The sequence below is a fragment of the Micromonospora rosaria genome, from assembly GCF_001567585.1.
GTDB classification, from domain to species: Bacteria; Actinomycetota; Actinomycetes; order Mycobacteriales; family Micromonosporaceae; genus Micromonospora; species Micromonospora rosaria.
Genome location: NZ_LRQV01000024.1, coordinates 29,117 through 51,589, shown reverse-complemented (window position 1 = coordinate 51,589; position 22,473 = coordinate 29,117). Strand labels below are relative to the sequence as shown.

At 75.6% G+C, this 22,473-nt stretch carries 19 protein-coding genes; 5 read left to right on the top strand and 14 right to left on the bottom strand.

Annotation, left to right across the window (positions count from 1 at the left end; all coding sequences use genetic code 11):
• Nucleotides 1–66 precede the first annotated feature (66 nt).
• Together AWW66_RS09760 and AWW66_RS09755 are read right to left on the bottom strand one after the other, a co-directional pair.
• Complete coding sequence (locus tag AWW66_RS09760) at nt 67–1,329, bottom strand: RNA polymerase sigma factor (protein ID WP_245648091.1); 1,263 nt, start codon at nt 1,327–1,329, stop codon at nt 67–69.
• Nucleotides 1,330–1,362: 33 nt separating this feature from the next.
• Nucleotides 1,363–2,598, bottom strand: coding sequence for a multidrug effflux MFS transporter (locus AWW66_RS09755; protein ID WP_067363026.1), 1,236 nt, complete (start codon nt 2,596–2,598; stop codon nt 1,363–1,365).
• Nucleotides 2,599–2,666: 68 nt separating this feature from the next.
• On the opposite strand from AWW66_RS09755, the gene AWW66_RS09750 reads away from it, so the two are divergent.
• Entirely contained in the window at nt 2,667–3,134 is a 468-nt protein-coding gene (locus AWW66_RS09750; RefSeq protein ID WP_067363023.1) for a MarR family winged helix-turn-helix transcriptional regulator, read from the top strand.
• A 26-nt stretch (nt 3,135–3,160) separates the two neighbouring features.
• On the opposite strand, the gene AWW66_RS09745 is transcribed toward AWW66_RS09750, so the two are convergent.
• Nucleotides 3,161–4,336, bottom strand: coding sequence for a hypothetical protein (locus AWW66_RS09745; protein ID WP_067363020.1), 1,176 nt, complete (start codon nt 4,334–4,336; stop codon nt 3,161–3,163).
• Nucleotides 4,337–4,568: 232 nt separating this feature from the next.
• Here AWW66_RS09745 and AWW66_RS09740 point away from each other — a divergent pair, with 232 nt between their 5' ends.
• Nucleotides 4,569–6,122, top strand: coding sequence for a gluconokinase (locus AWW66_RS09740; protein WP_245648089.1), 1,554 nt, complete (start codon nt 4,569–4,571; stop codon nt 6,120–6,122).
• A 49-nt stretch (nt 6,123–6,171) separates the two neighbouring features.
• Here the strand turns inward: AWW66_RS09740 and AWW66_RS09735 are convergent, their stop codons facing one another.
• The 6 genes from AWW66_RS09735 to AWW66_RS09715 form a co-directional block, all read right to left on the bottom strand.
• Entirely contained in the window at nt 6,172–7,674 is a 1,503-nt protein-coding gene (locus AWW66_RS09735; RefSeq protein WP_067363017.1) for a hypothetical protein, read from the bottom strand.
• Entirely contained in the window at nt 7,671–8,789 is a 1,119-nt protein-coding gene (locus tag AWW66_RS09730) for a hypothetical protein (RefSeq protein WP_067363014.1), read from the bottom strand. Before AWW66_RS09730 ends, AWW66_RS09735 begins: the two co-directional genes overlap by 4 nt.
• Nucleotides 8,790–8,854: 65 nt before the next feature.
• A complete protein-coding gene (locus tag AWW66_RS09725) occupies nt 8,855–10,294 on the bottom strand; it encodes an MFS transporter (protein ID WP_083978359.1) in 1,440 nt (479 codons plus the stop codon).
• Nucleotides 10,295–10,411: 117 nt separating this feature from the next.
• A complete protein-coding gene (locus AWW66_RS34310) occupies nt 10,412–10,585 on the bottom strand; it encodes a hypothetical protein (RefSeq protein ID WP_169807085.1) in 174 nt (57 codons plus the stop codon).
• Between the two features lie 111 nt (nt 10,586–10,696).
• Entirely contained in the window at nt 10,697–12,040 is a 1,344-nt protein-coding gene (locus AWW66_RS09720) for a class I SAM-dependent methyltransferase (protein WP_067363012.1), read from the bottom strand.
• Nucleotides 12,037–13,434: an FAD-binding oxidoreductase gene (locus AWW66_RS09715; RefSeq protein WP_067363009.1), complete on the bottom strand. Its 1,398-nt coding sequence runs from the start codon at nt 13,432–13,434 to the stop codon at nt 12,037–12,039. Before AWW66_RS09715 ends, AWW66_RS09720 begins: the two co-directional genes overlap by 4 nt.
• 96 nt (nt 13,435–13,530) lie before the next feature.
• On the opposite strand from AWW66_RS09715, the gene AWW66_RS09710 reads away from it, so the two are divergent.
• Both AWW66_RS09710 and AWW66_RS09705 read left to right on the top strand, forming a co-directional pair.
• Nucleotides 13,531–14,001: an aminoacyl-tRNA deacylase gene (locus AWW66_RS09710; RefSeq protein WP_067363006.1), complete on the top strand. Its 471-nt coding sequence runs from the start codon at nt 13,531–13,533 to the stop codon at nt 13,999–14,001.
• 62 nt (nt 14,002–14,063) lie between these two features.
• A complete protein-coding gene (locus AWW66_RS09705) occupies nt 14,064–14,348 on the top strand; it encodes a DUF427 domain-containing protein (RefSeq protein ID WP_067363003.1) in 285 nt (94 codons plus the stop codon).
• On the opposite strand, the gene AWW66_RS09700 is transcribed toward AWW66_RS09705, so the two are convergent.
• Nucleotides 14,332–15,618 carry an MFS transporter gene (locus tag AWW66_RS09700; RefSeq protein ID WP_067363000.1) on the bottom strand — a complete coding sequence of 429 codons (1,287 nt, stop codon included), beginning with the start codon at nt 15,616–15,618 and terminating at the stop codon, nt 14,332–14,334. The two genes, AWW66_RS09705 and AWW66_RS09700, sit on opposite strands and share 17 nt — an antisense overlap.
• A gap of 70 nt (nt 15,619–15,688) precedes the next feature.
• Here AWW66_RS09700 and AWW66_RS09695 point away from each other — a divergent pair, with 70 nt between their 5' ends.
• The gene (locus AWW66_RS09695; protein WP_211271895.1) at nt 15,689–16,654 is read left to right on the top strand and encodes a GlxA family transcriptional regulator; all 966 of its coding nucleotides are present in this window, start codon (nt 15,689–15,691) and stop codon (nt 16,652–16,654) included.
• A 34-nt stretch (nt 16,655–16,688) separates the two neighbouring features.
• Here AWW66_RS09695 and AWW66_RS09690 read toward each other — a convergent pair whose 3' ends face one another.
• The 4 genes from AWW66_RS09690 to AWW66_RS09675 form a co-directional block, all read right to left on the bottom strand.
• Complete coding sequence (locus tag AWW66_RS09690) at nt 16,689–17,171, bottom strand: hypothetical protein (protein ID WP_067362994.1); 483 nt, start codon at nt 17,169–17,171, stop codon at nt 16,689–16,691.
• Between the two features lie 774 nt (nt 17,172–17,945).
• The gene (locus AWW66_RS09685; RefSeq protein ID WP_067362990.1) at nt 17,946–19,898 is read right to left on the bottom strand and encodes a vWA domain-containing protein; all 1,953 of its coding nucleotides are present in this window, start codon (nt 19,896–19,898) and stop codon (nt 17,946–17,948) included.
• Between the two features lie 2 nt (nt 19,899–19,900).
• Nucleotides 19,901–21,334, bottom strand: a complete 1,434-nt coding sequence (locus tag AWW66_RS09680) for a sigma 54-interacting transcriptional regulator (protein ID WP_245648087.1) — start codon at nt 21,332–21,334, stop codon at nt 19,901–19,903.
• A 65-nt stretch (nt 21,335–21,399) separates the two neighbouring features.
• Nucleotides 21,400–22,368 carry an aldo/keto reductase gene (locus tag AWW66_RS09675; protein WP_067362984.1) on the bottom strand — a complete coding sequence of 323 codons (969 nt, stop codon included), beginning with the start codon at nt 22,366–22,368 and terminating at the stop codon, nt 21,400–21,402.
• Nucleotides 22,369–22,473: the final 105 nt, after the last annotated feature.

Genomic DNA, 22,473 nt, shown 5'->3' with positions numbered 1-22,473 from the left:
GTCGTGGCTTCCACTGACCCGTCGATCGGGCCGACCCGGATCCGACATCCGCCGCGAAGATTTTTTCTACCGGTCGCAGGCGGCGGCCCGGTCGAGCAGCAGCGCCCGTTCCCGGGCGTTGCCGGTGAGCGCGGCGGCCCGCTCGAACTCGACCCGCGCCTGCGCGTGCCGGCCGAGCTTGGCGAGCAGGTCCCCGAGGACGCTGGGCAGCAGGTGGTAGTGCGCCAGCGCCGGCTCGTCGGCCAGCCGCCGGGCCAGGGCCAGGCCGGCGGCGGGGCCCTCGGCGTAGGCGACGGCGACGGCCCGGTTCAGCTCCACCACCGGCGAGGGCACCACCCGGGCCAGCTCCGCGTAGCAGGCCGCGATCCGCGCCCAGTCGGTCTCCGGCGGGGTACGCGCCCGCGCGTGGCAGGCGGCGATCTCGGCCTGGAGGACGTACCGGCCGGGGTGGCCGGCCGGCTCCCGGAGACTGCGGGCCCGGTCGAGGGCGGCCAGGCCGCGCCGGACGAGCAGCCGGTCCCAGCGGCTGCGGTCCTGGTCGTCGAGGAGGATCGGCTCGCCGTCCGGGCCGGTACGCGCGCCGGTGCGCGACGCCTGGATCTCCAGCAGCGCGGCCAGCCCGTGCACCTCGGGCTCGTCGGGCATCAGCCCCTGCACCTGCCGGGCCAGGCGCAGCCCCTCCTGGCAGAGGGCGGGGCGCATCCAGTCGTCACCGGCGGTGGCCGCGTACCCCTCATTGAAGATCAGGTAGACGACCTCCAGCACCGAGTCGAGGCGGTCGGCGCGCTCGGTGGGGCCGGGCACCTCGAACGGCACCCCGGCGCTGGCGAGGGTCTGCTTGGCCCGGGTGATCCGCTGCCCGACGGTGGCCTCGGTGGTGAGGAAGGCGCGGGCGATCTCCCCGGTGGTCAGCCCGCCGACCAGCCGCAGGGTGAGCGCCGCGCGGGCGATCGGGCTGAGCACCGGGTGGCAGGCCACGAAGACCAGCCGGAGCAGGTCGTCCTCGATCCGCTCCTCGACGGCGGCGTCGAAGTCCTCGGTGACCTGCTCGTCGAGGCCCCGGCCGAGCTCGGCGAGGGTACGGTCCCGGGTCTGCCGGCGGCGCACCGCGTCGAGCGCCCGCCGCTTGCCGACCGTGGTCAACCAGGCCCCGGGGTTGGCCGGCACGCCGTCGCGCGGCCACTGTTCGAGCGCGGCGAGCACCGCGTCCTGGGCCAGTTCCTCGGCCTGGCCGACGTCGCCGACGATCGCGGCGACGGCGGCGACGACCCGGCCGCCCTCCATCCGCCAGGCCGTCTCGACGGTGCGGCGTACCTCGGACTCTCCCACCGGGCCATCACACCAGCCGGGTCCGACAACGCCCTAGGCGGCGCGACGGTCGGGGCGGGCCATGGTGAGGACGACGAGGAGGGAGAGTCCGGCCGCCGCGCACATCACCACGGTCATCGGTACGGCGCTGCCCTCCCCGCCGAGCCCGACCACCGGCGCGGCGAGCGCGCCGATCACCGACTGGATCGCGCCGAGCAGGGCGGCGGCGGTACCGATGTGCGCGGGGTGCCGGTCCAGCGCGAGGGCGGTGCCGTTGGGCATGACCATGGCGAGCGAGCCGACGAAGACGAAGAGCGCGACGACGACCAGGGCGACCGTCGTGGTGAGCGCCCCGGTCAGGGTCGCCAGGGCGGCCACGGTGCTGGCGGCGAGGGTGCCGACGATCAGTGTCCGGGGGTGGAACCGGTCGAGCAGCCGGGCGTTGAGCTGCCCCATCACGACCAGCCCGCACGCGTTGACCCCGAAGATGACGGTGAACGCCGTGACGGAGAGGCCGAAGACGTCCTGGAAGACGAAGGACGAGCCGGAGATGTAGGCGAAGAGGCTGGCGAAGGCGAGCCCCTGGGTGACCGCGTACCCGAGGTAGACCCGGTCGGTGAGCAGCGCGCCGACCACCCGGCCGAGATCGGCCGGGCCGCCGGAGTCGCGCCGGGCGGCGGGCAGGGTCTCCGGCAGCCAACGGGCGACGGCGAGGGCGAGCAGCAGCCCGATCCCGGCGAGGGTGACGAAGACGGTACGCCAGGAGCCGACCCGCAGCACCAGGCTGCCGATGGCGGGGGCGGCCACCGGGGCGATGCCGAAGATCAGCGTGAGCCGGGAGAAGTACTTCGCGGCGGCCCGCCCCGCGTAGAGGTCCCGGACGACGGCGCGGGCCACCACCACGCCCATCCCGCCGGCGAAGCCCTGCCCGAACCGGAGGGCGGCGAGCGCGGGCGCGGAGGGGGCGAGCGCGCAGACCAGGGAGAGCAGGACGTACCCGCCGAGCCCGATCAGGGCCGGGGTGCGCCGGCCCCAGCGGTCGCTGAGCGGCCCGGTGACGAGTTGCCCGACGGCCATGCCGACCAGACAGGTGGTCAGGGAGAGCTGGACCTGCGCCTGGGTGGCGGCGAGGTCCCCGGTCATCAGCGGGAACGCCGGCAGGTACATGTCGAGCGAGAGCGGGCCGACCGCCGTCATGAGGCCGAGCAGCACCAGCAGGGTCACGCCGGCCCGGCCGGTGGGTGGGATGATCCGCGGGGCGCTCGGCGCGGGTGGCGCGACGGTGGACATGCGGGGGCCTCCGGTACGTTCTCGTTCCGGACAAGATATCTCTGTAGTCAGAGTAGTTGTGGTGTGAGATGAGTGACGTGACGGACGAGGACAGCGTCGACCAGCTCGGCGGCGCCGTGGGTGACCTGCACCGGGTGCTGCGCCGGCGGGCGGTCCAGCGCTCCGGTCGGGCCGCCCTGCCGGACGCCCAGGTGGAGCTGCTCCGGCTGGTCCAGCGGCGGCCCGGGATCGGGGTGAAGGAGGTCGCCGAGCGGCTCGGCACCGCCGCCAACACGGTCAGCACCCTGGTCGGTGAGCTGACCGCCGCCGGCCTGCTGCACCGCGACCGGGATCCCGCCGACCGGCGGATCGTCCGGCTGACCCTCACCGACGAGGCCCGGCAGCGGACCGCCTGGTACGGGCGGTACCGGCGGGACCTGCTCGCCGCCGCGCTCGACGAGCTGCCCGAGCCGGACCGGCGGGACCTGCTCGCCGCCGCACCGGCGCTGCGCCGCCTGGCCGACCTGATGCTGGGCCACCCCCGCGCCGACGACTGACCGCCGGACGCGACCGGTCGGCGGGGTCAGGACCAGACGGTACGGCGCACGCCCCGGTGCCGGGCGCAGGCGTCCGGCTGGCCGCCGGAGAGGCTGACCGAGCCGTCCCGGCACTGCACCAGGTAGCCCTCGCCGAGCCAGAAGTCCTGCCCACAGGAGAACCACGCGCAGATCGCCTCGTCGGGGTGGTGGACCCGCTCGCCGCCGCAGTAGTCGTACCCGAACGGGTTGCGCGGGGCGCCGCAGAACCGGTCCCGGGCGGACGGGGTCGCCCCGGTGGCGCGGCGGGGTTTCGGTGACCGGGCCACCCGCGTCGCGGTGACCTCCGGGGAGGGAGCGTCCGCAGCGGCGGACCGGTCGGGGCGGCGGCTCCCGGCCGCCGGGGCGGCGGGGACGGCGTGCGGGGTGGCGGCGACCGCGACCTCGATGCCGGGGCTGACCGGCGGGTCGGAGTCCAGCAGCACGGCGGGGACCAGCAGCGCGCCGGCCGCCGCGACCGCGACGGTCCGGCGTCCACCGGGCACCCGGGCGGTGAGCCGGGCCTGCGCCGGGGTGGCGATCTCCGGCCGGAACGGCCGCGCCTGGGCGTGCTCGGCGATCAGCTCGTCGAGCTGCGCGACGATCGCCGGGCGCTGCTCGATCGCGTCGGCGAAGGCCAGGGTCAGGGTGAACCGGAACTCCGCCGCCGCGGCCGGCGGCAGCAGCAGCCCGGAGGCGGCCCGCCGGTCGAGGACCTGGATCAGCGTGACGGGCGCCGCCGGGTCGTGGGCCAGCCCGGTCATCCGGCCGTACGCCCAGTCGCGCCGGCCGCGCCCGCCGAGCAGCACCAACCGGCGGTTGGTGACCACGGCGAGGCCGGTGTCGGCGACCCGGACCCCGTCCGGCCGGCGGGTACGCCGGGGCGGGGCGCCGAGGGTGACGGTGAGTTCTGGGGCGGGCAGGACGACGGCGTGCCGTACCTCGACCAGCCGGGCGGCGGGCACCGCCCAGTGGACCCGCTCGTCGGGGGCCAGGGCCAGCGGCAGTCCGGGGTCCGGGCCGGGGTCGCCGCCGAAGCCGGCCGCCACGGCCCGCAGCCGCCGCAGTTCCCCGTCGCGCTGCCGCCAGGCCAGCTCGTCGGCCCGGTACGCCTGCCGCAGCCGCTCGTTGTGCCGGTGTGCCCACCGGTAACGCCAGGTACCCGTCGAATCAGTCTTCGTCATGCCGACTCCTCCGCCGCGTCACCGGGGTGTCGCCCTGATCAACGAGGGGAACCACCGGGAGCTACCGGGCACCGAACCGTCAATTACCCGAACAGCGACTAAAACCAACACAAAGGTTGATACCGCCAAACCGGACAGCGGGGCCCGGTCGGTGCGGACGGCGACGAGTCGGTAACGTCACCCGCGACCGGCGGAGTCGTCGTCCGGCACGAGGCGGCGTCAGGAGAGTGGCGTGGACGACCCCGGCAACGGCCGGCAGGTGGTGATCGGCGTCGACATCGGCACCACCAGCACCAAGGCCGTGGCGTACGACACCGACGGCCGGCAACTCGGCACGCACGCCGTCGGGTACCCGCTCGACGCCCCGCTGCCCGGCCGGGCCGAACAGGACTTCGACCTGATCCACGCCGCCGTGCTGGAGACCGTCCGGACGGTGGCGGCCGGGCTGGCCGGGCCGGTCGCCGGGCTGTCGTTCAGCTCGGCGATGCACAGCCTGATCGGGCTGGACGCCGACGACAACCCGCTCACCCCGGTCGTCACCTGGGCCGACGCCCGCGCGAGCGGGCAGGCCGAACGGCTGCGGGTGGCCGCGAACGGGCTGGCCCTGCACCGGCGCACCGGCACCCCCGTGCACCCGATGGCCCCCCTGCCCAAACTGGTCTGGTACGCCGAGCAGAAGCCGCAGGTCTTCGCGCGGGTCGCCCGCTGGGTCGGCATCAAGGACCTGCTCCTGCTCCGGCTCTGCGGCGAGCTGGTCACCGACCACTCGCTCGCCTCCGGCACCGGGCTGCTCGACATCCACCGGCTGGACTGGGACCCCGAGGCGCTGGAGATCGCGGGCATCACCGCCGCGAAGCTGCCCCGGCTGGTCCCCACCACCACCGTGCTGCCCGGCCTCACCCCCGGGGCGGCCCGCGCCACCGGCCTGCCGGCACAGACCCCGGTGGTGGTCGGCGCCGGCGACGGTCCGCTGGCCAACCTCGGTCTGGGCGCGGTCCGCCCCGGCGTCCTCGCCTGCTCCATCGGCACCAGCGGGGCGCTGCGGGTGATGGTCGAGCAGCCCGCCGTCGACCCGCTCGGCGGGGTGTTCTGCTACGCGCTGACCGAGCACCGGTGGGTGGTCGGCGGGGCGGTGAACAACGGCGGCATCGTGCTCGGCTGGGCCGGCGACGCCCTCGCCCCGGAGCTGGCCGAGCAGACCGAGGAGGAGCTGCTCGCGCTGGCCGCCCGCGCCCCGGTCGGCTCCGGCGGGCTGATCATGCTGCCGTACCTGCTCAGCGAGCGGGCCCCGCACTGGAGTTCACTGGCGCGCGGGGCGTACGTCGGGCTGACCCACGGCCACCGGCGCGAACACCTCGTCCGGGCGGCGCTGGAGGGGGTGTGCCAGCAGCTTGCCGTGGTGCTGCGCTCGGTGCGGGCCGCCGGCAACGAGGTCCGGGAGGTCCGGGCCAGCGGCGGCTTCGCGCGCAGCCCGCTGTGGCGGCAGATGCTCGCCGACGCGCTCGGCCTGCCGGTCCGGTTCCCGGCCGGGCACGAGGGCTCCGGGTTCGGCGCGGCCCTGCTCGGCATGCAGGCGCTGGGGCTGGTCCCCTCCGTCGACGTCGCCGCCGACCTGGTCGAGATCGCCGAGACGGTCACCCCCGATCCGGCCGCCGCCGCCACCTACGCGGCCCTGCTGCCACTGCACGAGGAGCTGTACGACGCGCTGCTGCCGACGTTCACCTCGCTGCGCCGGCTCGCCCCCGGGCTGCCGCCGGAACCCCCGCCCGCGGCTCCCCCGGCCTGACCGCCCGGCCGTACCGGCGTTCCCGGCCGGCGGCCGGGCGGGAGCGTGGTCAGCGGGGGTGCGCCGCGAGGTCGGCGTCGAACGGCTCGCGCGGGGCCGGCGGGCCGCCGTGCGTCCACGGGGTCTCCTCGGTGGCGGGGAACGCCGGGGCGGGCAGGAAGGTGTCGCCGAGCGTGGTGTAGCAGAGCCGTTCGCCCACCTCGGGCACGGTGCCGGGGGCCGCCGTCCGGCCCCGCCCCATGCCACCGGAAAGCTCCAGCACCACCTCGGTCTTCGCCCCGGCGGTCGGGGTCACGAAGACCACCCGGGCCTTCTGCCCCGGCCGGGTCGGCGAGGTCAGGGTCGCGCCGACCGGCACCAGCACCGGCTCGGTGGTGACCACCTGGATCCGGGGGCGCAACACCGGGCGTTTCCCGCTGTCGTCGATCCGGTGCGGGTCGGCCAGGGTCACCTCCCCGACAAAGGCCTCTCCGGTCAGCCGGTACTCGGCCATCACCAGCGGGTCGTCGTAGGCGCGCTGGACCGCGTACGAGGTCAGCGCCCGTTCCAGCCGGTGCAGGCGCTGCGCGGCGGCGACCGCCCCGTCCCGGCGGGGCTGCGGGCCGCCCCCGGCGTCGACGTGCTCGCAGTACCCGGTGAACGCGTCCCGGTCCCCGCTCCACCGGCCGGCCACCCGCTCCCCGGCCGGCAGCGCGCGCAGCAGCGACAGGCCGCGCCAGACCAGCTCCCAGGTCGGCGCGAGCTGGCCGCGCAGCAGCCGGGCCAGCTCCGCGTACGCCGCCTCGCGGGCGTGCGGGTCGTCCCCGGCGGCGTCGTACGCGGCCATCGCGGGGGCGAGGAGCGTGTTGTCGAACTCCGGGTCGGTGGCCGGCCCGGCCGGCGGGCAGACCGACGGGTCCTCGGCGCGGGCCGCCGCCTGCGCCCCGTCCAGCCCGGCCGGCGGGTCGAGCCAGCCGAGCAGGGCCGGCAGGTGCAGGTCCTCCACCACCGACTGGCCGGTGGCCCAGTGCAGGGTCAACGCCTCGGTCAGCGCCACGGTGGCCGCCGAGCCGGGATGCTCGGCCCGCTCGGCGAAGAAGGTCAGCCACTGGCCGAGCAGCGGCACCGACGGATGCACCGGGTACTCCCCGTCGGTGCGCCGGAACCGGGTGGACCGGCCGAAGAGGCGCAGGAAGGTCACCCCGGCCGGGTTGGGGACCACGAGCTGCGGCGCGTCCAGGTACCGGTGCCGGACGTCCCGGCCCCGGTCGACCGGTACCGCCTCGGTGGGGCCCCGGTGCTCGTCGATCCAGGAGAGCACCACCGAGGCCAGCTCGGCGGCGAACGCGAAGCGCTGGTCCCGGTTGCGCGGCTGCGGGACGACCAGCAGCCGCGCCTCCTGCGGGGCCGCCCCGACCAGGGCGGCGAGCGGGGCGTTCGCCTCACCGGCCAGCGTCAGCGGCACCAGCACCAGCGGTCGGTCGGCCAGGTGCAGGTGCCGGACGGTCGCCACCGGCTGGGCCCGCCCGGTGGCGAGGGCCTGCGCACGGGCCAGCGCGCGCAGCGTACTCATCCGGGGTGTCCCGACAGGGCGTCGGCGCGCAACTGGGCGGCGGCCCGCAGCAGCGCGGCGGCCTCGGCCTGCTCCGGCTCGGGGGCGCGCTCCCCGGCGGCCAGCGCCAGGGCCTCGGCGGCGGTGGCGACCCCGCCGAGCGCCTCCCGGACCGGGCGGCCGAGCGCGCCGGTCTGCCCGCGCGTCTCGTGCCGGCAGAAGTACGCCAGCTCGCAGGTGGCCAGGCACTCCGGCGCGTACCGGGCGTCCACCCTGGTCAGCGCGGCGGTCAGGGTCGCCGGGTCGGCCTGCGGGTCGGCGGTGAAGTCCTCGGGTACGCCGGCCAGCAGTGTGTCGATGCGGGCCATCCGGTCCAGTTGGCGGCGCAGCACCAGCAGTTGCTTACGCACGTCGACCAGGCTCGCCACCGGCTGGTTGCCGAAGTCGCGGGGGCAGACCAGGACCACGTCGGTGCCGACCAGCCCGGGATCGTGCCCGGCGGCGGTGAGCAGGTCGCGCAGCGCCAGCACGTAGACGGCGGACTGGATCGCGGCGGCGGCGACCTTGGCCGGGTCGGCCTGCCCGTCGATCACCGGGAAGGACTTGATCTCGACCACGTGCCAGCGGCCGGCGAGCCGGGCCGCGACCAGGTCCGGTTCCAGGTGCACCCGTTGCCCGGCCACGTCCAGCCCGAGCAGCGGATGGTCGAACAGCGCCGCCGTGTCGGCCTCGGGCGACGGGACGGCGGCGAGGAGCCGGTCCCGCGACCGCTGCTGGCGGGCGGCCAGGTCGTGCCGGGTGTCGTCCGCGCCGTCGCCGAGGTCGGTCCAGCTCGCCGACTCCGGCACCGGTACGCCGAGCCGCTCGGCGACCAGCCGCAGCAACTCCGTACCGCCGTCGGCCTTGAGCTGGGCCTCGAAGGCGTTGCCCCGGGTGATGGCGAACCGGGACTGGCCGAACCGGGCCGGGAAGCCGATCCGCTCGGCCAGCCGGGTCTTGTCCACCCCGGCGCTGTCCAGCACGGCCCGGCGGGTGCAGCCCGGGTTGCCGGTCAGCGCGGCGATGGTGCGGGCGTTGTGCCGTCGGGGCGGCACCCCACCCCGGATGCCGGCCAGTCGCTGCTCCGTGCTCCGCATGACCCGCCACGATAGCGGCCGACCCGCGATCCGCCCGCACGCCGGGCCGGCAACCGCCGGAGGGCCTACCGCGGTCGTTCCCCGGGCGGCGTGGCGGCGACCGGCGGGTCGGGGGTCGCGGCGGGCGCGGGCGGGGGTGGCGCGGCGGCGCGGTCGCGGACCAGCAGGGTGACGACGCCGACCGCGAGCAGGGCCACCCCGGCCATGGTCCAGAGGACGGCGTGCAGGCCACCGGTGAACCCGGGGTCGGCGAGCCGCCCGCCGGTCGTGGTCGCCAGCACCGCGCCGACCACCGCGATGGCGACCGTCTCGCTGGCCAGCCGGGCAGTGTTGATCATGGCGGCGCCGGTCGCCGCGCGGGCCGGTTCCACGCTGCCGATGGCCAGCCCGTCCAGCAGCCCCATCGACAGGCCGACGCCGACCCCCATGGTGAGCAGCGGCGCCGCCAGCGACAGCGGGGCGCTGTCCGGCCCGATCACCGTCGTCCAAGCCGCGCCGACGGCGACCACCGCCACCGAGGTCACGATCACCACCGGGGCGCCCACCCGCCGGACCAGCGCCGCGCCGAGCAGGGGCAGCACCAGCGTCGGGGCGGTCAGCAGGATCAGCGTGGCACCGGCCGCGCCGGGCCCCAGCCCGACCACCGTGGTCAGGTACGACGGCAGGTACACCAGCAGCGGGACCAGGACGGCGACGATGGTGGCCGCCGCGAGCAGGATGCCGACGAACCGGGGCCGGGCCAGCAGCGCCAGGTCGAACATCGGGTCCGGCCGTCGCCGCTCGACCCGGACGAAGGCGGCCAGCAGCAGGACGGAGCCGGCGAAGGCGAGCACGATGGCCGGGTCGGTCCAGCCGGTCTCCGGGCCCTGCACGAAACCGACGATGCCCAGCAGCAAAGCCCCGGTGAAGGTGACCGCGCCCAGCCAGTCGATCCGCCCCCGGTGCGGCTGCCGGGACTCGGGCAGCAACGGCGTCAGGCCGAGCACGACCAGCGCCAGCAGCGCCGGGCCGGCGAAGACCGCCCGCCAGCCGAAGCCCTCGATCAGCAGCCCGGCGACGGACGGGCCGAACGCCAGCCCCACCCCGAGCGCCGTACCGAACAGGCCAAACACGCGGGCCCGCGCCCGGCCGGGGAAGGACTCGGCGAGGAGCCCTCCGGCGCTGGTCGCGGCGGCGGCGGCCCCCACCCCGGCGAGGGCACGGGCCAGGTCGAGCAGCACGATGTCGGTGGCGAACGCCCCGGCCAGGCCGCAGCCGGCGTAGAGGGCGACCCCGACGGCGAACAGCAGACGCCGGCCGAACAGGTCGGCGAGGGCACCGGCGGCGAGCATGCAGGCCGCGAAGGTCGCGTTGTAGCCGTTCACCACCCACTGCACGGCGGCCAGCCCGGCGTCGAGGTCACGCCCGATGTCCGGCAGCGCCACCGACGCGCCGGTCAACGAGACCGGCAACAGGATGGTGGACAGCAGCACGGCGACCAGCACCACCGCCGGATGGTTACGCACAGCATCTCCCCCGTCGCCACCTGCGCCCTCCACCCTAGGCGCAGCGGGTGACGGCCGGTTCGGCCGGAGCCGGGCCGGGCGGTAGATCACACCGGCCGGGTGGTGCGCGGCCGGCGGCTACCGCTCGGCGGACCGGTTCCAGGGTGAGCGGGGCAGCCGGAAACCGGCCCGGGGACGGCGGGTCCGGCGGCGGTGCCGGCGGCGCGGGGTGCAGGGCGGACGGGGTACGGAGTGCACCGGGACGGGAGGCGTCTCCGGTCGGCCGATCAGCCAGCACAGGAAACGGGTCATCGGCTCAACCCACCGGGCGGCGTCGGGTGGGGGTGGGTGGTCGGAGGCGGCAGGACATCGACCGCCAGTACCCCGTCGACCCGCCGCCTACTCCTGCCGGCGCAGCGCTCGTCACGGGGTCCAGTCGGGACGCAACGGGTAGTCGTGTTCCCCCGCCGGCCCGGTCCGGGTGGCGAGCACCTGGTGCAACTGGATGCCGTTGCGTTCGAAGGCGAGCCGCGAGCCGGCCATGTAGAGGCCCCAGACCCGGGCGGTGCCCGCCCCCACCTCGGCGACGCAGGCGTCCCAGTTGGCCGCCAGGTTGCGGCACCAGGCGGCCAGGGTCAGCGCGTAGTGCCGGCGCAGGTTCTCCTCGTGCTGCACCTCCACGCCGACGTCGTGCAGTTCGCCGATCAGCCGGCCGGGGCCGGCCAGCTCGCCGTCCGGGAAGACGTACCGGTCGATGAACGCGCCGGAGCGGTGCGGGGCCCGGTTGTCCACGCGGGTGATGCAGTGGTTGAGCAGCCGGCCCCCGGGGCGCAGCCGGTCGCGCAGCGCGGCGAAGTACGCCGGGTAGTTGCGGACCCCGATGTGCTCGGTCAGCCCGATCGAGGAGATCGCGTCGAACTGCTCGGCCGGGGCGTCCCGGTAGTCCAGGTGCCGGACCTCGGCCAGGTCGGTCAGCCCCTCCCGCTCGATCGCCGCCCGCGCCCACTGCGCCTGCGCCCGGGACAGCGTCACGCCGAGCGCCCGCACGCCGTACTCCCGGGCGGCGTGCCGGACCATGCCGCCCCAGCCGCAGCCCACGTCGAGCAGGCGCATCCCCGGGGTCAGCGCGAGCTTCTGCGCGACCAGGTCGTACTTGGCCGCCTGGGCCTGCTCCAGGGTGTCGTCGGGACTGCGGTAGACCGCGCAGGTGTACGTCATCGACGGGCCGAGCACCCGCTCGTAGAAGGCGTTCGAGACGTCGTAGTGGTGGGAGATCGCCGAGCTGTCCCGGACCCGGGAGTGCCGCAGCCCGCGCAGCACCCGTCGCCAGCGGGGCAGCGCCTCCTGCGGGGGCGGCGGGGGCGGCAGCAGCCGTTCCCAGCCCAGCCGGCGGACCAGTTCCACCACCTCGGTCACCGCCGGGGTACGCAGCCGCACCTCGTCCTTGAGCAGCCGCAGCGCCTCGTACGGGTCGCCCGGGTGGACCCCCTCCAGGGCCAGGTCACCGCTGACGTACGCGCGCGCCATGCCCAGGTCACCGGGGGCGGTGAGCAGGTACGACAGCCCCCGCTCGGAGCGCACCGCCAGGGTGATCCCGTGCTGCGCCGAGCCGACCGCGCTGCCGTCGTACCCGCTCACCCGGACCGGCAGGTCCCCGTCGGTCATCGTGCGGATCACGTCCGCGACGGTGGCCCGGGGCCGCCGGCCGGGCGTCGGTGGGCTGCCGGGGACACTCGCCGGGCCGGGTTCCCGTTCGGTCACGCTCATCGTCGTGTCACCGCCTTCTCGTACAGTCCGGTGAGCCGGTGGTCCGGGTCGTACCGCTCCCGCACGGCGCGCCAGGTCGCGCCGCCGTAGAGCCGGTCGAAGGACTCCCGGTCGTAGTAGGCGTCGGAGTAGAGCGACTTGTGGCCGCCCAACCGGGCCACGGTCGCCTCGATCGCCCGGTTGACGTCGCCGTCGGCGGCGCCCCGGGCGATCGGCACGCTGCCCCAGAACCCGACGTTGACGTAGGTCCGCCCCGGCTGGAGCGGGTAGAGCGGCCAGGACCGGGCGGACGACGGCCCGGCCGGCTCGCGCAGCCGCAACGGGCAGAGCCAGACCGGGCTCATCCCCACCGTCGCGGCGAACCAGTGCAGGAACTCCGCGGTCCGCGCCACCGGGACCTCCACGTCCTGGACCACCCGTTCCCGGGGTGGCTGGCCGCGCAGCCGGTCGATCCGGGCGGCCACCCGGTGCCGGTGCTCGAAGCGGACCAGCCGGTGGTAGACGTCGCTGCGCCGCCAGCGGGCCGGCCAGAGCCGGCGCAGGACCGGGTGCTGCACGCCGAACGCCGCCGAGCACCAGAACCAGTCGGTGTCCCAGCGCCACAGGTAGTCGTGGGTGCGCAGGGCGTCGTGGGTCCGGGTGCGCAGCGACCGGTAGTAGATGGCCTGGCCGGTGTAGTCGCCGACCCGCTCGGCCTCGTCGGTGAAGGTCCCCAGGGCCAGGTACGCCTCGCCGGGGCTGAACATCACCCCGTCCAGGGCGTCGACCGCCACCCCCGCCCAGGAGCGGGTACGGGTGATCTCGTCGATCGCGTCGGCCAACTCCGCCAGCCGACGGAACCGGACGTTGCGCAGCGCCACGTACCGGCGGACCGGCTGGAGCTCGATGCGCAGCCGGGTGGCGTACCCGAGGCTGCCCAGGGAGTTCGGGAAGGCGGCGAAGAGGTCCGCGTGCTCCCCGTCGGGCCGGGCGGTGACCAGCTCACCGGCGCCGGTGAGCACGTCCATCTCGACGACCGACTCGTGCGGCAGGCCGTTGCGGAACGAGGTGGACTCGATCCCCAGCCCGGTCACCGCCCCGCCCAGCGTGATGGTGCGCAACTGCGGCACCACCAGCGGCATCAGCCCGTGCGCCAGGGTGGCGTCGACCAGGTCCTCGTAGGTGCACATGCCCTGCACGTCGGCGGTCCGGGCGACCGGGTCGACGGCGAGCACCCCGCCCAGGCCGGTGACGTCCAGCCCCGGTGCCCGGGGCGCGGCCCGGGGGCGGAACAGGTTCGAGGTGCGCTTCGCCAGACGGACGGGTTCCCCGGCGGGCACCGTCGCGTACGAACGCCGCAGCAGGTCCACCGCCCGGTCGTGGTCGACCGACCGTCCGGCACGTACCGCACTCATGTGATCACTGTAAGCACCCGACGCCCCGATCCGGGTGCATTTGTCGCCGGTGTCGGGCCCGAGTCGCCCCCGCCCCGGATCGGCTAGCGTGGGCGCATGTCGACGCCCGCGTTCACCGCCCTCGACGCCTCCGGCCTGCCGTACCGGGTGATCCGGCACGGCCCGGTGCGCAGCCTGGCGGAAGCGGCGGCGGCCCGTGGGGTGGCCGTGCCCGACGTGGTGAAGACCATCGTGGTCCGCCGGGGTCCGGACGACCACCTGTTCGTGCTCACCCCCGGCGACCGGGTGATCTCCTGGCCCAAGCTGCGGACCCTGCTGGCGGTGAACCGGCTGTCCATGCCGGACGCCGAGGCGGCCCGCGCGGCGACCGGCTACGCCCGCGGCACGATCACCCCGTTCGGCTCGACCACCGCGTGGCCGGTGGTCGCCGACGAGCGGCTGGTCGGCCGGGAGATCACCCTCGGCGCCGGTGAGCACGGGGTCGCCGTCGCCGTCGACGCGGACGCGGCGCTGGCCCACCTCGACGCCACGGTCGCCGACGTGACCGACCCGGAGCCCGCCACCTGACCGGTCACCGGTCCGCAGTCGCGCGCCTGGCCGGGGCGGGCGGGGCGACATAGGCTGACGTCATGCCGAAAGCCATCTGGAACGACCTGGTGATCGCGGAGAGCGACGACACCGTCGTGGTCGAGGGCAACCACTACTTTCCCCGCGCCGCCCTGCGCGACGAGGTGCTGCGCGACTCCGCCACGCACACCGTCTGCCCGTGGAAGGGCACCGCCTCCTACTACTCGTTGGAGCACGACGGCGCGAGCAGCGCCGACGCGGTCTGGTACTACCCCGACCCGAAGCCGGAGGCCGAGTCGGTCCGCGACCGGGTGGCCTTCTGGAAGGACGTCACGGTCGTCGAGTGACCCCGGCGGGCACGGGCACCGGTACCGGCACCGGCTCCCGGCGACGCAGCAGCAGGGAGAGGACGGCGGCGCCGATGGCCAGGCCCCCGGCCCCGTACCAGGCGAGCGCGTAGTCGCCGAGGGAGTCCCGGACCAGCCCCGCCCCGGTCGCGGCGATCGCCGCCCCGACCTGGTGCGCGGCGAAGACCCAGCCGAAGACCACCGCGCCGGCCGCGCCGAAGTACTCCCGGCACAGCGCCACCGTCGGCGGGACGGTGGCCACCCAGTCCAGCCCGTAGAAGACGATGAAGACCAGCATGCTCGGCTCGGCGGTGGCGGCGAAGAGGCTCGGCAGCACCAGCAGGGAGAGCCCGCGCAGCCCGTAGTACGCGCCGAGCAGGAGCCGGCTGTCCACCCGGTCGGTGAGCCAGCCGGACGCGATCGTGCCGACGATGTCGAAGAGCCCGACCAGGGCGAGCAGCCCGGCGGCGGTCGTCTGCGGCATGCCGTGGTCGTGCGCGGCCGGCACGAAGTGCGTACCCACCAGGCCGTTGGTGGTCGCGCCGCAGATCGCGAAGCCGCCGGCGAGCAGCCAGAACGGCCGGGTCCGGGCGGCGGTGGCGAGCGCACCGAGCGCCCGGGACGCCGCCCCGCCGGTGACCGGCGCGGGCGGCACGACCTCCGTCGCCCCGTAGGCCGGCAGGCCGAGGTCCGCCGGGTGCTCACGCAGCAGCCAGACCACCAGGGGTACGACGGCCAGCGCGGCCACGGTGACGACCAGCGCCGCCGCCCGCCAGCCGTGGTCGGCGACCAGCACGGCGAGCAGGGGCAGGAAGACGAGCTGCCCGGCGGCCCCACCGGCGGTGAGCACCCCGGTCACCAGGCCGCGCCGCGTGACGAACCAGCGCCCGGTCACCGTGGCGACGAAGGCCAGCGCCATCGAGCCGGTACCGAGCCCGACCAGCACGCCCCAGCAGAGGATCAACTGCCAACTGGAGCCCATGAAGACGGTCAACCCGCTGCCCGACGCGACCAGGGTCAGCGCGACGGCCACCACCCGCCGGATGCCGAAGCGGTCCATCAGGGCGGCGGCGAAGGGCGCGGTCACCCCGTACAGCAGGAGGTTGACCGAGACGGCGGCGGAGATGGTGGCCAGCGGCCAGCCGAACTCGGCGTGCAGCGGGTGCATCAGCACCGAGGGCGTGGCCCGGAACCCGGCGGCGCCGACCAGCGCGACGAAGGCGACGGCGGCGACGATCCAGGCCGGGTGCAGACGACGGGAGCGGTTCACGGACCGAGTCTGATCAGCGCGCCGGCTGCCGACGAGTGGCCGGAAAGACATTGTGCGCAATAATCTGGCCATGACCGCCCCGCACCAGGTCGCCGTGCTCGTCGTCGACGAGGTGGTCGCCTTCGACCTCGGCACCGCCACCCAGGTCTTCAGCACCGCCCGTACCGCCGACGGGGTCGGCCTCTACACGGTCGGGGTCTGCACCGCCGGGGGCCGGCCGGTACGCAGCAGCGCCGGCTTCCGGGTGCTGCCCGACCACGGCCTGGAGCTGGTCGAGTCCGCCGGCACGGTGGTGGTGCCCGGGGTGCACGGCGGGTCGGCGCTGCTCGACGGCGTCGTCGAGACGGAGGTGGCGACGGCGCTGCGGGCCGCGCACCGACGCGGCGCACGGATCGTGTCGGTCTGCACCGGCGCGTTCGTGCTGGCCGCCGCCGGCCTGCTGAACGGCCGTCGGGCCACCACCCACTGGGCGTACGCGGACCGTTTCCGCGCCCTGTACCCGGACGTCGACCTCGACCCGGACGTGCTCTTCCTCGCCGACGACCCGGTGCTCACCTCGGCCGGGGTGGCCGCCGGCATCGACCTGTGCCTGCACGTCGTGCGGACCGACCACGGCAGCGAGGTCGCCAACCGGGCGGCCCGGCGCTGCGTGGTGCCGGCGTGGCGGGACGGCGGGCAGGCGCAGTACATCGAGCGACCGGTCCCCCGGGGGCCCGGCACCGGCGTCGCCGCCACCCGGGAGTGGGCCCGGCAGCGGCTGCACGAGCCCCTCACCCTCCGCGACCTGGCCGGGCACGCCCGGATGAGCGTGCGTACCTTCGTCCGGCACTTCCGCTCCGAGACCGGGCTCAGTCCGGTGCAGTGGCTGTTGCAGCAGCGCACCGACCACGCCCGGCTGCTGCTGGAGACCACCGACCTGCCGGTCGACCAGGTGGCGCACCGGGCCGGCTTCGGCACCGCCGCCGCGTTCCGCCAGCAACTGCACCAGCGCATCGGGGTGAGCCCGTCGGCCTACCGCCGGACCTTCCGCCGCTGAGCCTCCCCCGCTGCCCCGGTGGCCCCGCTGGTCCTCAGCCGGCCGGGGCGGCGCCGGCGGGGCGCAACGCCCGCAACTGCTCGAGGTGGGCGGGCAGGTGCACCCGGGCGTGCAGGTCCAGGGTGCGCTCCCAGGGCAGCACCTCGTCGACGACGAGCGTGAACCCCTCCCGCAGGTGGGTCTCCACCGGGGTCTGCGCCGCCGGCCCGAGCCGCTCCACCAACGCGCAGAGCTGCCGGCTGGTCTCGTGCAGCAGAGCCGCCAGCCCGGTCAGCCCACCGTGCTCGGCGACCAGGGCGTCCAGTTGCGGCCGGTGGATGGTCTGCAGGTCGTAGTAGGCGAAGTGGGAACCTGCCAGCACCGCCTCCGTCGCCTCGATCATCAACTCGTCGTTGGCGACCAGGTGCGCCACGATCTGCTCGGCGGTGAGGTCCCCCTCGGCCGGCGGCCCGAACCCCCCGGTGTCGACCTCCGCGAGCACCTCCTCGTACACCTGCCGCAGCCGGCCGCTCTCCATACCCTGTAGTCAACCGCGCCCGGAGACGACGCCTGGCCCGCTCACCCACCCGATTCACCCGGACGGGACCAGCCTCCGCACCCACCGCCCCGCGCCCCGACACGCCCGCGCCCGGCAGTCCCGCGTCTCGGTAGTCCGGTGGCCGGTGGCCTGCGACCCCGCGCTCACGGCCGCTGCGCCGCTGCCCTCGGCCGATCAGCAGGTGCTCGACGCCGGGTACCTTCATCGACGTCCTTTCGAGCTGCCCCGCCCATGGGACCGCCCATGGGACCGCCACCCCGCCACCCGCCAGCCGCTCGACCACCCGGTCGACGGAGGCGTCGAAGACCGGCTGTGGAAACGACCCGTCCGACACCTCGTCAGCGGGAAGCCGACCCACTCGTCGGGGCACCCACCGCCCGTGACACCGAGTCCCGATCACGAAGCGGACCCGGCCGGTGGAGCCGCGCGGCCCCAGGAGACTGCCATCCGCCGAGCTGACCGCGATCCGCCGACGTGCGCACCCACCCGGCCAGGGAGGCACACCCGCCGGACCAGGCCCAGCGGACCAGCGGCCCAGCGGACCAGCGGACCAGCGGACCAGCGGTCGGAGCATTGGGCCTCCGCTCCTCCGCCCAGGCCCCGGTCGGCCCGAGCCCTTCCTGGTCTCATAACCGGGGCAGCTCGAAAGGACGACAACAGCGCTACCGCCGCGAGACCGCGCGCCACGGAACCCAGGCCGGCCACCACGACGAACCAGCCAACGGACGACAGAGCCCGCGCAGGGAGGCGAGGTCAGCGGCGGCCGTGGCGGGCGCGGAGGTAGTCGGAGACGACGTACTCGCCAAGGTCGTCGGGGTCGGGGGTGAACATCCGGCCCCGGGAGCGGCGGGCCACCGCCTCGACGAACCGGCGCAGGCCGGGGTCGTCGCCGAGCATGAACAGGTTGAGCGTGGCGCCGTAGCGGGTGAGGCGGTCCACCTCGCGGATCGTCGCCTCGACGGTCTCCGGCAGCGACGGCCAGTGGAACAGCGCCTCGCCGTCGGTCGGGTCCAGATGGGCGGTCGGCTCACCGTCCGTGACCACCAGGACCACCGGTTCGGCGTCCGGGTGCCGGCGCAGGTGCCGGCCGGCGAGCAGCAACGCGTGCTGGAGGTTGGTGCCCTGCACCAGGTCGGGTTCCACGGCCGCCAGTTCGAGCTGGGTCAGCGGGGCGGCCCGGCGGCCGAAGCCGACGATCTGCAGCGCGTCCTGGGGGAACCGGGTCGCCATCAGGTGCGACAGGGCCAGCGCGGTCTGCTTCATCGGCCCCCACCGCCCCTGGGAGATCATCGAGTACGACAGGTCGACGCAGAGCGCCACCGCCGCCGACGCCCGCCGTTCGGTCTCCACCACCTCGAAGTCCTCGACGGCGAGCCGTACCGGGACGGTCGGCCCGGCCCGGCGGACCGCCCGGGTGAGGGTCCGGACCACGTCCAGGGGCTGCTCGTCGCCGTACTCCCAGGGGCGGGAGCCCCCGCTGACCTCGCCGGCGGCCCCGGCCGCACGCAGGTCGTGCTGGCCGCGCGGCCCGGCGGAGAGGTCGTTGAAGACCCGCCGCAGCGCGGTGCCGGCCAGCCGGCGCAGCGCCTTCGGACTCAGGGTCAACCCGTCGGCGTCCCGGGTCACCCAGCCCTGCCGGCGCAGCTCCCGCTCCAGCTCCCGCAGCCGGCCCACCACGTCGGCGGCGTCCCGGCCCAGGGTGCGGGCCACCGCGTCGACGTCCACGTCGTCAAGGGTCGCCCCCGGGTGCTCCTGGGCGAGCTGGTCCAGCAGGTCGTCCAGGTCGGCGATCTCGTCGAGCAGCCCGGTCGCCTCGCCGTAGCCCAGGGACCGCTCCCCGCGCGCCCGCTCCCCCCGCCCCCACGGCAGGTCGGGGCGCAGCCCCCGCAGGGTGACGTCCAGGGTGGCCAGCTCCTGGGCGAGCCGGTCGCCGAGGGACTGCCGCAGCAGCCCCGACAGCTCCTCGCGCTGCCGGTCGGTGAGCGACCGGAGCAGCCGTTCCCCGGCCGCCGCCCGGCGGGCCAGCACGTCGACCAGCTCGTCGACGTCACGCGGCCGTTCCGGGAAGAACTCACCGTGCCGCCGCATGAACTCGGCGAACGCATCGGTGGTGTCCTCGGACCGGGCGTGCCGGGCGAGCAGGGCGTTGAGGTCGCGCATCACCTCGGCGATCCGCTCCTGCACCGCCGGGTCGGCGGCGGCCCGCGCGGCGTCGCGCAGCCCGGCGAAGCGCTGCCCGAGCGCCTCGTCGCGCAGCCCGTCCAGGATCTGCTGGTACGCCTGCCGGGCCTCGTCGCTGGCCCAGGAGTACCCGGCCAGCTCCTCGACGGCGCGGGCGGTCGAGCGGGGCAGGTTGTCCAGCACCGTCTCGGCGAACCGGGCGCTGTCGTCGTCCCGGCCGCGCAGTTCGTCCCGCTCGGCGGCGAGCGCCTGGTCGAGCAGGGCACGGGCCCGGGTCACCGCGCCGTCCAGGTTGCCCCGGCGCAGCGCCTCCCGGCGCAGCCGGCGGGCCCGCGCGGTCAGCTCGTCCAGACCGCCCCGGCCGTTCGGGCCGTGCCGCAGCAGGTCCCGCAGCGCCTCCCGCAGGCTGCCGCCGGCCAGCACCTGCGCGCCGACCGAGTCCACCGCCTCCCGTACGTCGTACGGGGCGGCCAGCGGGTCGGGGCCGCCGCGCCACTGCCCGTACCGGAACCGGTTGCCGGTCACGGTCAGCCCCGGCTGCCGTAACGGGCCCGGCCGTCCTCGGTGACGTCCTTGCCCAGCCGGCGGGTCAGGTGCAGCCCCTCCAGAACGAACTCGATCCCGGCGGCGGCCTGGGCCGGGGTCGGCGCGTCGCCCAGCCCGAGCCGGTCCAGCACCTTCGCCAGCCCGGGGACGGTACCCACCTGGCGCAGCAGGTCGGCGGAGGCGACCAGCTCACCGGTCTCGACCACGGCCCCGTCGGCGACCAGCCCGGTGAACCCGGACAGGTCCAGGCCGGCCAGCCGGGCCCGGAACGTCTCCGCGGTGGCGGTCCGCAGCAGGTGGCCGAGGATCTCGGTCTCCCGCCCCTCCTCGCCGCTCTCGAACTCGACCTTCCCGCGCAGCGTGCTGGTGACCGAGACCGCGTCCCCCACCCGGGCCACCGCCGTCTCGGCCTCCGCGTCCCCGGCGGCGAGCAGGCCACTGCGGCGCAGGGCGGCGGCGGCCACCGTCTCGGCGGCGGCGATGGCGAACCGGGCGGAGACCCCGGAGCGCGGGTCGACCGACGGGGACTCGCGGACCGCGCGGGCGAACCGGGCGAGCACCTCCAGCACGTGCTCCGGCACCTCGGCGACCAGGTCCGCCTCCTGCCGGATCAGGGCCAGCTCCAGGTCGAGGTCGAGCGGATAGTGGGTACGGATCTCCGCGCCGAACCGGTCCTTGAGCGGGGTGATGATCCGCCCCCGGTTGGTGTAGTCCTCCGGGTTGGCGCTGGCCACCAGGAGCAGGTCCAACGGGAGCCGGAGCTGGTACCCCCGGACCTGGATGTCCCGTTCCTCCAGCACGTTGAGCAGCGCCACCTGGATCCGCTCGGCGAGGTCGGGCAGCTCGTTGACGGCGAAGATGCCCCGGTTGGTGCGGGGTACCAGGCCGAAGTGGATGGTCTCCGGGTCGCCGAGGCTGCGCCCCTGCGCGACCCGGATCGGGTCGACGTCGCCGACCAGGTCACCGACGCTGGTGTCCGGGGTGGCGAGCTTCTCGCCGTACCGCAGCGAGCGGTGCAGCCAGGCCACCGGCAGGTCGTCCCCGGCCTCGGCGACCAGCGCCCGGGAGGCCGGGGTGAGCGGTCGCAGCGGGTCCTCGTTGAGCACCGAGCCGGCGAGCACCGGGGTCCACTCGTCGAGCAGCCCGGCCAACGCCCGGATCAGCCGGGTCTTGCCCTGGCCGCGCTCGCCGAGCAGCACCAGGTCGTGGCCGGCGAGCAGGGCCCGCTCGACCTCGGGCAGGACCGTGTCGTCGTACCCGACGACACCGGGGAAGCGCGGTTCGCCGGCCCGCATCCGGGCCAGGAGGTTGGCCCGCAGCTCCTGCTTGACGGTACGGGGGCGGTATCCGGAGGCCCGCAGCGCGCCGAGCGTGCCGGGCAGGTCGACCGGGGGCACCGGAGGGGTTCCAGTCACCCGCCCCACGCTAGCTCACCCACCGCCCGACCGACCGGCGTCGGCCGCCTTCGTGCCCGGCGCGGTCACCGTCCGGCGCGGGCGCGGATCATCCTGGGTACGGCGGCCAGCCCGGTGACCGGGCGGAACTCCCGGGCGGCGGTGGCGAGCGCGGCGTACTCGTCGTCGGCGAGGTCGATCTCGGCGGCGGCGGCGTTGCGTTCCATCTGCTCGACGCCGGAGGCCCCGGGGATGGCCACCACGTTGGGGTGGTACAGCAGGTACGCCAGGGCGATCTGGCTCGGGGTGGCCTGGTGCGCGTCGGCCACCTCGCGCACCGTGGCGATCAGCCCGGCGCCCCGTTCCAGGTTCTCCGGCAGGAAGTACGGGTTGGCCCGACGGACCGCCCCGCTCGGCGGGTGCTGCGCGTCGTACCGGCCGGAGAGGAAGCCCTGCGCCAGCGGGCTGTACGCCAGCACGATCCGGCCGGCCTGCCGCGCGTACGGCAGCAGGTCCTCCTCCGGCCCCCGGTCGATCATGCTGTACCGGACCTGGTTGCTGAGCACCCGCCGACCGAGCGCCGCCTCGGCGAACTGCCAGCGGCGCAGGCTGTAGTTGCTCACCCCGACCTCGGCGACCAGGCCGACGTCCTGCAACGCGCGCATGCCGCGCATCGTGGTGGTGTCGGCGACCACCGGGTTGGCCTGGTGCACCTGGTACAGGTCGATGGTGCCGACGCCGAGCCGGGCCGCCGAGGCGACCGCCCGCTGCTGCACCACCGGGGCGACCGGCAACAGGGGGAAGATCTTGCTGGCGACGACGACCTTGCCCCGGTCCTCGCCCAGCGCCGCGCCGAGGATCCGCTCGCTGCGGCCGAAGCCGTACAGCTCGGCGGTGTCGAAGAGGGTGACCCCGAGGTCGAGCGCGCGCCGGACGATGTCGGCGGCCCGACGCTCGTAGTCGGGGCCGTACCCCCACTCCTTGGACCCGAACTGCCAGGTCCCCAGGCCGATACGGGAGATGGGCTTCGGGGTGTCGAGCTCCACGTAGCGCATGCCCCCGACGCTACCCGGACCGGCGCGGGTCAACCCCGGTGAAGCCGACAAACAGGAAACCGGCGTTCCCTGGTTACGTATCCCGGCCGCCGTGACGTTTCCCGT